The 10,510-nt window shown below is 72.1% G+C and carries 10 protein-coding genes; 6 read left to right on the top strand and 4 right to left on the bottom strand.

Annotated elements, in window-relative coordinates:
* The first annotated feature begins 79 nt into the window (after window positions 1–79).
* The 3 genes from VO99_RS22515 to VO99_RS22505 all read left to right on the top strand — a co-directional run bounded on the left by VO99_RS22515 (window position 80) and on the right by VO99_RS22505 (window position 2,813).
* On the top strand, window positions 80–304 hold the full coding sequence (locus VO99_RS22515) for a hypothetical protein (RefSeq protein ID WP_046115179.1): 225 nt from the start codon (window positions 80–82) through the stop codon (window positions 302–304).
* Between the two features lie 132 nt (window positions 305–436).
* Window positions 437–1,483 carry a methyltransferase domain-containing protein gene (locus tag VO99_RS30960; RefSeq protein ID WP_232315474.1) on the top strand — a complete coding sequence of 349 codons (1,047 nt, stop codon included), beginning with the start codon at window positions 437–439 and terminating at the stop codon, window positions 1,481–1,483.
* Window positions 1,484–1,586: 103 nt separating this feature from the next.
* Window positions 1,587–2,813, top strand: a complete 1,227-nt coding sequence (locus tag VO99_RS22505) for a GAF domain-containing sensor histidine kinase (RefSeq protein ID WP_157039709.1) — start codon at window positions 1,587–1,589, stop codon at window positions 2,811–2,813.
* Between the two features lie 34 nt (window positions 2,814–2,847).
* Here VO99_RS22505 and VO99_RS22500 read toward each other — a convergent pair whose 3' ends face one another.
* Window positions 2,848–3,840, bottom strand: coding sequence for a helix-turn-helix transcriptional regulator (locus VO99_RS22500; RefSeq protein WP_052736554.1), 993 nt, complete (start codon window positions 3,838–3,840; stop codon window positions 2,848–2,850).
* A complete protein-coding gene (locus VO99_RS22495) occupies window positions 3,807–4,208 on the bottom strand; it encodes a VOC family protein (protein ID WP_046115178.1) in 402 nt (133 codons plus the stop codon). The genes VO99_RS22500 and VO99_RS22495 overlap by 34 nt, the downstream gene beginning before the upstream one ends.
* Window positions 4,209–4,408: 200 nt before the next feature.
* On the opposite strand from VO99_RS22495, the gene VO99_RS22490 reads away from it, so the two are divergent.
* The 3 genes from VO99_RS22490 to VO99_RS22480 all read left to right on the top strand — a co-directional run bounded on the left by VO99_RS22490 (window position 4,409) and on the right by VO99_RS22480 (window position 9,187).
* On the top strand, window positions 4,409–6,082 hold the full coding sequence (locus tag VO99_RS22490) for a PAS domain-containing sensor histidine kinase (RefSeq protein WP_198157023.1): 1,674 nt from the start codon (window positions 4,409–4,411) through the stop codon (window positions 6,080–6,082).
* A gap of 99 nt (window positions 6,083–6,181) precedes the next feature.
* Window positions 6,182–7,792 (top strand): GGDEF domain-containing protein, encoded by a 1,611-nt coding sequence (locus VO99_RS22485; RefSeq protein WP_046115176.1) that lies wholly within the window; start codon window positions 6,182–6,184, stop codon window positions 7,790–7,792.
* A 27-nt stretch (window positions 7,793–7,819) separates the two neighbouring features.
* Window positions 7,820–9,187, top strand: coding sequence for an APC family permease (locus tag VO99_RS22480; protein ID WP_046115175.1), 1,368 nt, complete (start codon window positions 7,820–7,822; stop codon window positions 9,185–9,187).
* Window positions 9,188–9,217: 30 nt separating this feature from the next.
* Here the strand turns inward: VO99_RS22480 and VO99_RS22475 are convergent, their stop codons facing one another.
* Window positions 9,218–9,502, bottom strand: coding sequence for a DUF2185 domain-containing protein (locus tag VO99_RS22475; RefSeq protein ID WP_046115174.1), 285 nt, complete (start codon window positions 9,500–9,502; stop codon window positions 9,218–9,220).
* A 40-nt stretch (window positions 9,503–9,542) separates the two neighbouring features.
* A complete protein-coding gene (locus tag VO99_RS22470; RefSeq protein WP_083440837.1) occupies window positions 9,543–10,490 on the bottom strand; it encodes a PEP-CTERM sorting domain-containing protein in 948 nt (315 codons plus the stop codon).
* Window positions 10,491–10,510: the final 20 nt, after the last annotated feature.

Genomic DNA, 10,510 nt, shown 5'->3' with positions numbered 1-10,510 from the left:
TCTTCGTGTTGCGTGTCAGTCAACTTCCTACACGCCGGCCGCGCGGGTGGCTCGGCACCGCGCTTGCCCCCGCACGGGCATGGACTTTCCCGCCCCCACCCGCCGTCACGCCGCCCCGGCGGATCCACGCCTCCTGCAGCAGGCCGGCCGACCCTTCACCAGCGTGGCCGCGGTGCAGGCCTGGGTGGCCCGCCACGGTGTCGCGCGCCTGGTGCTGGCCTGCGTGTGCGGACGGGTGCGAGGTCCGGCGGCCATGGCGGTGCGGCTGTGGGTGCGCGAGGCCAGCTGGGCCCGGCCCAGGTGAGCGGCTGCGGCGGATCCCCCTAATCCATCGGCGGTTTTTCCAGGGTGGGGCGATTGCAATAGGTTGTATCCCCATGGGATGCCAGGCGTGGGCTGCACAAGCTCGAAGGCCTTCCACTCCGCCATCGCCGTCATGGATGCTCAACGCCAATCGATCGGGGCCAACCTGCAGGGGCATGTGTTGGAAATCGGACCCGGCGCCCGGCCGTATCCCACCGCGCCCGGCGCCTGCGTCACCTATGCCGACCGTTCGGTCGCCGGCGGGCGAGAGCTGAACTGGCCGGAGCTGAAGGGCGCGCCCGCAGGCCCGCAGGCGGACTACGACATCGACCTGGACCACGACGGCCTGGGTGCGCTGGCCGATGCTTCGCAGGATGCGGTGGTGGCCAGCCATGTGATCGAGCACCTGGCTAACCCGGTGGCGGCCCTGGTGGAATTCCAGCGCGTGCTGCGCCCCGGCGGCCAGTTGGTGCTGGTGGTGCCCGACCGCCATCACACCTTCGACTGGGTGCGCCGGCCCACCTCGTTCACGCACCTGTGGGAGGAGTACCAGGCCGGCGTGGTGGAAGTCAGCCGGGCGCACATCCTGGAGTTCTGCCGCGCCATCTCCATGCAGCCGCCACTGCATCCACCGCAGGTGCGCGCCTGGCACGACCCCCGTTGCCTGGACGACCGCCTGCTGGCCCTGCATCGCCGGCGCAGCATCCATGTGCATTGCTGGGCGCCGGAGGAGTTCGCGTCGCTGCTGGCCAACCTGCTGTGGAAGGGCACGCTGTCGTTCAGCCTGGCGCATGCCTACTTCGTCGAAGACCTGGAAGACGGCCATGGCGACGAGTTCGGCTTCGTGCTGGTGAAGGACGCCGCCGCTTCGTCGCCGTCATCCGTCGCCGAGCGGTTCGCGCACGACTGGAGCGTGATCACGCTGGAGAAGTCCCGCGCCTCGCCACAGCGCCTGCTGCGCTTGCAGGCCGCGCTTCGCCGCGACGCCACCGATGCCGGCCCGGTGCTCGGCGCGGTGGTGATGCAGGCCCTGGCCGAGCGCCGGTTGCGGCCGCGCCGCCCGGGTCCGCAGAAGCGGGACCTGCGCCGCCTGGTGCTGCGCGGCCGGCAGGCGGTACGGGAGCTGCTGCTGCCGGCGGCACGGCCCCAGCTGCCGCAGGCCTCGTTCGATCCGGGCTGAGCCCGACGCGCCGCGCCGCGGGGCGGGCCGGCGCTGCGCCTGCCCGTCGACACCCCCGCTGCATAATCACCCGTTGACAGCTGCAACGGTGAGGCGTTGTTCTTTGACTGGTCTGCCTGACAGCGAATCCGTCGCGATCGCCCGCGACCTGGAAGCGGTGCGGCGCGTGAGCGCGGTGCCCACGATCCTGCGCATCCTGTGCGACACCACCGGCATGGGCTTCGCCGCCGTGGCGCGGGTGTCCGACCAGACCTGGACCGCCTGCGCGGTGGAAGACCACATCGGCTTCGGCCTGCAGGCCGGCGCGCAGCTGGAACTGGCGACCACGCTGTGCGTGGAGTCGCGCGCCGCGCGGGCGCCGATCGTCATCGAGAACGTGGCCGAGAGCGATCTCTATCGCGACCATCACACGCCCCGCATCTACGGCCTGCAGAGCTACGTGTCGGTGCCCATCGTGCTGGGCAATGGCGACTATTTCGGCAACCTGTGCTGCATCGACCCCCGGCCGGCGCAGCTCGACCGGCCCGGCCTGCTGGCCACCTTCACCGCCTATGCGGATCTGATCGGCCGGCAGCTGGACCTGGAAGGCGAGCGCCTGCGTGCCGACCAGGCCCTGGTGCACGAGCGCAGCCAGTCGGCCCTGCTGGAGCAGTACGTGGCGGTGCTGGGCCATGACCTGCGCAACCCGCTGGGCGCCATCATGGCCTGCGCCGAGCTGCTGGCCCGGCGCAAGCCCGGCATCGACCCGTCCGACCTCGTCCGCCGCATCCTTGCCAGCGGCGAGCGCATGAGCAAGCTGATCGGCGACGTCCTGGACTTCACCCGCATCCGCTTCGGTGGCGGGCTGCCGGTGCAGCCGCGCTTCGAGCACGACCTGGCCGCCGCCCTGCACAACGTCATCGCCGAGATGGCGGTGCAGCATCCCGAGCGGACGGTGGACGAGGCACTGCAGATCCGCGGCATCGTGTGGTGCGACACCGCGCGGCTGCAGCAGTTGCTGTCCAACCTGCTGGGCAATGCGCTGGTGCATGGCGCGGCCGACCAGCCGGTGCGGGTGGAGGCCCGCCTGACCGGCGGTGAACTGGTGCTGCGGGTGGCCAATGGCGGCGATCCCATCCCGCCCGACCAGCTGGTGCAGATCTTCGAGCCCTACTACCGGCCGCCTTCCAGCCGCCAGGGTGGCGGGCTGGGCCTGGGCCTGCACATCTGCGCCCAGATCGCGGCGGCGCATGGCGGGCGGCTGGAGGCGGCGTCCGATGCCCTCCAGGGCACCGTCTTCACCGCCCGGCTGCCGGTGACGCAGCCGCTGGTGCCGCCGGCCGTCGGCTGAAGCGCCGGGCGCGCAGGCGCCTCATGCCTCACCCTCAGGCCGGGCCGTGCCGCCATGGGTCCGGGTCTCGGCCGGGTCGGGCTCGGGCCCCAAGGCGCCTGCATGGCGGGGCGGGTTCAGGGCCTCTGGCATGGCCGCGCACGGCGGTCGGCGCAAAGCCGAAGCGGTGTCGGAAGCGCACCGCGAAACGCGAGGGCGAGTCGTAGCCCACCGCCAGCGCGATCTCCGACACCGGCCGCGTGGTGGCCTGCAGCATCACCAGGGCGGAGGCCATGCGCACGTCGGCCACCAGCGCGCTCAGCGTGCTGCCTTCGGCGGCCAGGCGGCGGCGCAGCGTGGCCTGGGACATCGCGAAGGCCTGCGCGATGGCCTCGGCGCTGCAGTCGCCGTCCAGCCGGGTGGACAGCAGGGCGCGCAGGCGGCTGCTCAGCCGCGCGTCGTCCGGCGGCATGCGCACCACCAGGCCCGCATGCAGCAGCCAGTGCAGCACCTCCAGCAGCTGCTGGCGCACCACCGCATCCGGCCGCGAGGGGTCCGGCGCCAGCCCTTGCCGCGCCCGCTCGAAGGCTTCGGCCAGCCCTGCCCCCGGGCGTGCACAGGCCCGCGCCGGCGGCATCGCCGCACCGGCCGGCCGCAGGCGCTGGGCCTCGGCCAGGTAGTGCGGGTCGTCCAGCACCGCCGCGCCGAACAGCAGCCAGCGGGCCTCGTAGCGCTGGCCATCGGTCACGCGGTTGTGGAAGTCCACCGTCTGCCCGCCGGCCAGCAGCAGCGCCTGGCCCGGACCCGCCCCCACCGCCGCGCCGCGCGCGGGCTGCACGGTCTTGAGGCCCCGGTCCACCAGGATCAGCGCCGGTCGCTCCACCCGCACCCGCACGATCTGAAGCCCTTCGCCCTGCAGCACATGGGCGGCCACGCCCAGGCCCGGCCGCAGGTGCAGGCTGCGGGCCAGCTCGCCGCCCGCGGGCGAGACGACGAGGCGCCGCGTGCCGCTGCTCAGGGCTGCACCTTGGGCCGGTGCACCGCGCACAGCTTGTTGCCGTCGGGGTCGCGCACATAGGCCAGGTAATAGGCGCCCAGCGCATCGCTGCGCAGGCCCGGCGGCTCCTCGATGGAGACGCCGCCCTGCGCCAGCGCTGCGTCGTGGAAGGCATGCACCTGCTGCGGCGAATGGCAGCGGAAGGCGATGGTGCCGCCATTGGCCACGGTGGCCGGCTCGCCGTTGATCGGCTCGGCGATGCCGAAGCTGCCGCCGTCATGTCGGTAGAACATGCGCATGTGGCCCGACCTGGCGCGGTGCGGCGTGGCGGCCGGCGCGCCCAGCACGCCCAGCACCTGGTCGTAGAACCGGCGCGAACGCTCGATGTCGTTGCTGCCCACCATGATGTGATTGAACATCGCTCCTCCTTGTGATGACGGCACCAGTGTAGGAAGCGGTGGCCGCCAGGGCGGCGCGCGGTCGCTCGACTTCCGTGCCGATCCGCTCACGCGCTCGGCGCGCCTGCGCCGGCTTCGTGTCAATTGTTCGGCGCTGTAACGCGTGCAAGTGCGTGGCGCAGCGATTGCCCTGGCGGGGCATCGTTGGCATGCGTGCGCAGATGTCCCGTCCCCCCACTGAACCTACCGATCCCGCCGACACCAGCGCCCGTGCGGTGTTCCACCGCACCGCCTGGGACCAGACCCCCTTGGGCCCGCCCGCGCAATGGCCCGCCAGCCTGCGGCATGCCGCGGCCATGGTCATCGACAGCCGGCTGCCCATGTACATCGCCTGGGGGCCGGACTGGACCCAGATCTACAACGACGGCTATGCCGCCATCCTCGGCTGGAAGCATCCGGCGGCCATGGGGCTCAGCGCCTGCGTTACCTGGCAGGAAATCTGGTCCACCGTGGCGCCGATGTGGGCGCGCGTGATGTCGGGCGAGGCCCTGGGCTTCGACGGCCTGAAGCTCACCGTCGACCGCTATGGCTTCCCGGAGGATTGCGTCTTCAACTTCTCGTACAGCCCCTTGCGCGACGACGACGGGCAGGTCCGCGGCGTGTTCGTCAGCTGCGTGGAGACGACCGACCGCGAGCGCGTGGAGCAGCGCCTGAAGTGGAAGGCGCAGCGGCTGAAGGAACTGGGCGATGAGGCCGAGGCGCGGGAACAGCAGATGCAGGCGGTGCTGGACTCCGTGTCCGCGGCCGTCATCACCGTGGACCCGGAGTTCCGCATCACCCTGTTCAACAAGGCGGCCGAGCGGGTCTTCCGGGTGTCGGCGGCACAGATGCTGGGCCGCAGCATCGACGACCTGCTGCCCGAGCGCTACCGCCGGGGCCATGGCGCGAAGATGGCCGCCTTCAGCAACGGCGGCGGCGGACCGCAGGTGCTGGGCGTGGACCGCGAGCTGGTCGGCCGCCGCTGGGACGGCGAGGAGTTTCCGCTGGAGGCGGCCATCTCCCGCGTGGGCATGGGCAGCACGGCCCTGCTCACCGTCGTGCTGCGCGACGTGACCGAGGCGCACGAGCTGCGGCGCGAGCGGCTTGCCCGGGCGGCTGCGGAGGAAGCCAGCCAGGCGAAGTCAGAGTTCCTGTCGCACCTCAGCCATGAACTGCGCACGCCGTTGAATGCGGTCATCGGCTTCGCACAGCTGCTCGGCCTGCCGGGCACGGCCGACCAGCCCGCGACGGTGGCCAAGTACGCGCGGCTGATCCACGACGCCGGCCAGCACCAGCTGTCGATGATCGAGCAGCTGCTGGACCTGAGCCAGATCGAGGAACACCGGCTGGAAGTCAAGCTGGCGCCGGTGCGCTTGAGCGAGGCGGTGGAGAGCAGCGTGGCCATGGTGCGCGAGCGGGCGCATGCGCACAGCGTCAGCATCCGCCAGCTGGTCAGCGCGGGCGATGCGGACTTCATCGTGCTGGCCGACCTGCTGCGGCTGCGGCAGATCCTGCTGAACCTGCTGTCCAACGCCGTCAAGTACAACCGGCCCGGCGGCGAGGTGGTGCTGCGGGCCTGGCAGCATGCGGCGGGCACGGTGGTGCTGTCGGTGCAGGACACCGGCTGGGGCATCGCCAGCGACCTGATGCCCCGGCTGTTCATGCCGTTCGAGCGGCTGCATCCCAAGCGTGCCGGCATTGAAGGCGCGGGCATCGGCCTGGCCTTGTCGCGCAAGCTGGCGCGGCTGATGCGCGGCGACCTGGGCGCCAGCAGCACCGAAGGCGTGGGCAGCAGCTTCGAGCTGTCGCTGCCGGCGGCGGGCGCCGGTGCGGTGCGGCCGATCCCGGCCGGTTGATCGGCCCCGGTCGGCCGGCCGCTTCGGTGCAGAATGCCGCCACCGCGACGCCCGTGCCCTGCAACCGGCGCCGCAGGATCCAGCCGTACCGTGACATCCATGACCCGCTCCGCGCCCGTCGGCCCCGTACCCGGCATCGAGGCGGCGCTGGGCCTCTTCCGCACCGATCGACTCCAGGCCGCCCGGGCGCAGGCCGAGGCGCTGTCGGACAGCGACAGTCCCATGCTGCGGGCGGACGCCGCCACCTTGCTGGCGCGCATCACCCGGCGCCAGGGCGAGCTTGACGTGGCCCTCGCCGCCTGTGCGCGTGCCATCCAGGCGGCGGAGGCCGCGCAAGACCCGGCGCGCGAATGCCGGGCCCGTGTGCAGAAGGCCCATGTGCTCGCCGCCCTCGGGCGCATCGAGGCCGCGGCCGAGGAGAGCGACCTTGCGCGGCGACTGTCCGCCGACAGCGGCGATGCCGCGGTGGAGGCCGCCGGCCTGGAAGCCCTGGGGGCGGTGCAGTGGGCGATGGGCCGATGGACCGATGCCCTGGCGAGCTTCGAGCGCATGCAGTTGCTGGCCACCTCGGCCGGCGACCTGGAGCTGCAGGCGGTGGCGCAGGGCGCCCTGGCCAGCGTGCAAGGCGAGCTCGCCCAACGGCCGGCCTGCGACGACCCCGGCCTGCACCGCCGTCGCGCCCTTCGGCATGCAGCCGAGTACCTGCGCCTGGCCAGCGAGCTGGGCGACCTGCATGCCATCCGCTCGGCCCGCCACAACCAGGACGTGGCCCAGCTGGCATCGGGCGACCGCGCGGCCGCACGCCGCACCTTCGAAGCGGTGCATGGTGAAGCCGGCACCGGTGAAGCCCGTGCCGTGGCCCTGCTCAACCTGGCCGAGATGGACCTGGAAGACGGTGCGGCAGCGGCCGCGCTGCAGCGGCTGCAGGACGCCCATGCCTTGCTGTCGGTGCTGGGCGATGCGGCCTATCTGCAGAAGTGCTGCGAGCTGCTGTGCAACGCGCAGGAGGCGCTCGGCGAGCTGGCCGCGGCGCTGCGCTGGCACCGCCAGTTCCATGCGCACTACGTGCAGCTGGCCTCCGACCGGGCGCAGATGCATGCGCGCGCGCTGGAAGTGAAGTTCGAGACGGGCCGCGCCCAGGCGGAAGCCGAGTTCGAGCGCCTGCGCGCGGAACGTTATGAGCGCGCCGCGCTGGTGGACGGGCTCACCGGCATCCCCAACCGGCGTGCGTTCGACCGGGCGCTGGCCACCGCCCAGCGGCACCTGGCCGATGGCCGGCCGTTCTCCCTGGTGCTGCTGGACCTGGACCATTTCAAGTCGATCAACGACCAGCACTCCCACCAGGTGGGCGACGACGTGCTGCGGCGGGTGGGCCGCGTGCTGGTGTCCAGCTGCCGCCACATGGACCTGGCCGCCCGCTATGGCGGCGAGGAGTTCGCGCTCGTGCTGCCCGATGTCGATGCGTCGCTGGCCGAAAGCATCTGCGAGCGCGTGCGCGCGGCCGTGGAGCGCGAGCCGTGGCATGAGGTGTCGCCGGGCCTGCAGGTCAGCGTGAGCATCGGCTGCCTCGGCGTTGCCGCGGCCGATCATGCGCTGTCGATCGAGGCGCTGCTGGCGGCGGCCGACCAGCGGCTGTACCTGGCCAAGCGGGCCGGGCGCAACCGGGTGGTGGGCGCGCGGCCGGAGGCTGGCGGCGCGCCCGGCCCTTGACGGCATACCGGTTGCCCGGTGGCCGGCATGAAGCCTTCCGTTGCGCCGCCTCCGTCCTCCGCCTCCTCCTCATCCTCCGCACCGGATCCGGCCCGTTCCGGCTCGCTGGCGCGTGTGGTGGGCGGGCCCTTGCTGTTCCTGTTCATCCTGGGGGACGTGCTGGGCGCGGGCGTGTATGTGCTGGTGGGCAAGATCGCGGGCCAGGTGGGCGGCGCCACCTGGGCGCCCCTGGCGGTGGCGCTGCTGTTCGCCTTGCTCACGGCGGCTTCCTATGCCGAACTGGTGACCAAGTACCCGCAGGCGGGCGGCTCGGCCGTGTTCGCGCAACGGGCCTTCGGCTCGCGCCTGGTTGCCTTCCTGGTGGGCTTTGCGATGCTGGCGGCGGGGGTCACCAGCGCGGCGGGCCTGGCGCTGGCCTTTGCCGGCGATTACCTGCGGCCCTTGCTGGACGTGCCCGCCTTGCCGGTGGCACTGCTGTTCCTGCTGGCCGTCGCGCTGCTGAATGCACGCGGCGTGCGCGAGAGCCTGGGGGCCAACGTGCTGATGACGCTGGTCGAGGTGAGCGGCCTGCTGCTGGTGATCGGCCTGGGCTTCGCTTTCCTGTGGGGCGGCGAGGGCACGACCGACCGGCTGCTGCGCTTCGATGGCGGCAGCTCGCCGGGTGCGGCAGTCCTGGGCGCCGCGCTGATCGCGTTCTACTCGTTCGTCGGCTTCGAGACCTCGGCCAACATGGCCGAGGAGGTGCGCGACGTGTCGCGCGTGTACCCGCGGGCCCTGTTCGGCGCGCTGCTGGTGGCCGGCCTGGTGTACGTGGGCGTGGCCGTGGCCGCCTCGCTGGTGCTGGACGCGCCGGCATTGGCCGCCTCCAGCGCACCGCTGCTGGACGTGGTGCGTGCCACCGGCTTCAACATGCCGCCCTGGCTGTTCGGCGTCATCGCCCTCATTGCGGTGGCCAACGGCGCCTTGCTCACCATGATCATGTCCAGCCGCCTGGCCTATGGCATGGCCGAGGAAGGCCTGCTGCCCGCGGTGCTCAGGCGCGTGCTGCCGCAACGCCGCACCCCCTGGGTGGCCATCGTGGCGACCACCACCGCGGCCATGCTGCTGGCCGTCACCGGCACGCTGGTGGTGCTGGCCGAGACCGTGGTGCTGCTGCTGCTGTTCGTCTTCCTCAGCACCAACGTGGCCGTGCTGGTGCTGCGGCGCGACGTGGTGCCCCATGCGCACTTCCGTACGCCGGTGGTGCTGCCGGTGCTGGCCATCGTGTCCTGCCTGGTGCTGATGACGCAGCAGGCGCCCGAGAACTGGCTGCGGGCCGGGCTGCTGCTGGCCGTGGGCATGGTGCTGTACTTCGTCTCCGGTGCCCGGCATCCCGTGGTGGCGCCGGCGCATTGACGGACGCACCGGCCCCCGGCAGGGCCTGCGCTATTCCGGCACCGCGTCGAAGCGGCCGCCGGCCTTGGTTCTGGCAAAGGCCGAGCCGACCGGATGCGCCAGCAGGGGCGCGACCTCGGGATGCTCGCGCACGAAGTCGGCCAGCACGCAGGTGACGTAGTGGCTCGGCTGGTCCATGTACTGCTCGCTCTCGCTGCCGCTGAGAAAGCGCCAGCCGCTGTCGGCGGGCGATACCGGCTTCTCCCGGTACGCATAGCCGACGGACTTCTGGCGGGTGGTGATCACCTCGGTGGCCACGCAGGTGGGAGAGGACATGGGCAGGATGGGGGAGGGCGCTGGCGCCGGAGCGAGTAGCTTATCGCCGCGGGGCCGAGGCCCGGCGCCGGGCCACCGCCAGCACGCACAAGCCCCCGCCCAGCAGGGCCCAGGTGCCCGGCTCGGGCACCGCGCTGATCGCGTAGTCGTGGCCGCTTTCGGCCACCAGTTCCAGCCCGGGCGTGATCGCATCCAGGTACAGCCGGGCCGTGTTGGAGGCGTCGATGTGCGTCTCCTGGTTGGTGCCGTAGGTGGTGAGGAAGCCGCCGCGGTCGAGGTACCAGCCGGCGCGGGCGTCGGCGCCCACGCTCAGCTCGGCGCCCAGCGTCAGCGTGTCGCCCACCAGGCCGCTGACCGTCATCGGCAGGCTGAACTCGAAGCTGGGCACCGACTTGTACAGGCCGTTCGGAAAGCGGTACATCGTGTCGATGCCGCTGCCCAGGAAGTAGTGGAAGTAGAAGTTGCCCGAGTCCCAGCCGCTGGCGTCGGGGCCGTTGTGGCCGGGGCGGTTGGTCACCACGTGCATGTTCACCGTGAAGTTGAACTGCACCGGCGTGCCCACCGCCAGCGTGCTGCTGGTCAGGTTCACGGTGTCGACGAAGCGGCTGCTGAAGCTGCCGTCCGCAATCGGTGCGCCGTGGGTGACGGTGGGGATGTTGTCGGCGAACGGTGCGATGAACGTCGAGCCGTCGATGCGGGCCTTGAGCACGCCGGGCGCCGCATAGGCGGAGCCGCTCAGGTCGGCGCCGGCGATCGGGCCCCCGCCGATGGGCCCGACGCGCAGCCGCTTCAGGCCGCTGGCCGATTCTCCGGCGCCCTGGGCCTGCCGCGTCACCGCCATGTCGACGCGGTTCTGGCCGTTGTCGGGCGAGACGAAGCCGCCGCCGTTCGCCTCCACCAGCGTATAGGCGCTGGCGGTGCCGGCGATGGAACACAGCAGCAAAGCGGCCGCCCCCGAGGGGCTGCACCGGACCAGCGTGCACAGCATGATGAGATCCTTGCGTGAGT

Origin of the sequence: Aquincola tertiaricarbonis (assembly GCF_000969605.1) — a bacterium.
GTDB lineage: Bacteria > Pseudomonadota > Gammaproteobacteria > Burkholderiales > Burkholderiaceae_C > Aquincola > Aquincola tertiaricarbonis.
Note: the sequence above shows the minus strand (reverse complement) of the source record. Positions and strands in the feature narration are given on the sequence as shown.

What these genes read in the sequence shown, in the direction of transcription:
- VO99_RS22515 (WP_046115179.1), top strand. Translation starts at nt 80, where the DNA reads ATGGACTTTCCCGCCCCCACCCGCCGTCACGCCGCCCCGGCGGATCCA.
- VO99_RS30960 (WP_232315474.1), top strand. Translation starts at nt 437, where the DNA reads ATGGATGCTCAACGCCAATCGATCGGGGCCAACCTGCAGGGGCATGTG.
- VO99_RS22495 (WP_046115178.1), bottom strand. Translation starts at nt 4,208, where the DNA reads ATGTTCAATCACATCATGGTGGGCAGCAACGACATCGAGCGTTCGCGC.
- VO99_RS22490 (WP_198157023.1), top strand. Translation starts at nt 4,409, where the DNA reads ATGTCCCGTCCCCCCACTGAACCTACCGATCCCGCCGACACCAGCGCC.
- VO99_RS22485 (WP_046115176.1), top strand. Translation starts at nt 6,182, where the DNA reads ATGACCCGCTCCGCGCCCGTCGGCCCCGTACCCGGCATCGAGGCGGCG.
- VO99_RS22480 (WP_046115175.1), top strand. Translation starts at nt 7,820, where the DNA reads ATGAAGCCTTCCGTTGCGCCGCCTCCGTCCTCCGCCTCCTCCTCATCC.
- VO99_RS22475 (WP_046115174.1), bottom strand. Translation starts at nt 9,502, where the DNA reads ATGTCCTCTCCCACCTGCGTGGCCACCGAGGTGATCACCACCCGCCAG.
- VO99_RS22470 (WP_083440837.1), bottom strand. Translation starts at nt 10,490, where the DNA reads ATGCTGTGCACGCTGGTCCGGTGCAGCCCCTCGGGGGCGGCCGCTTTG.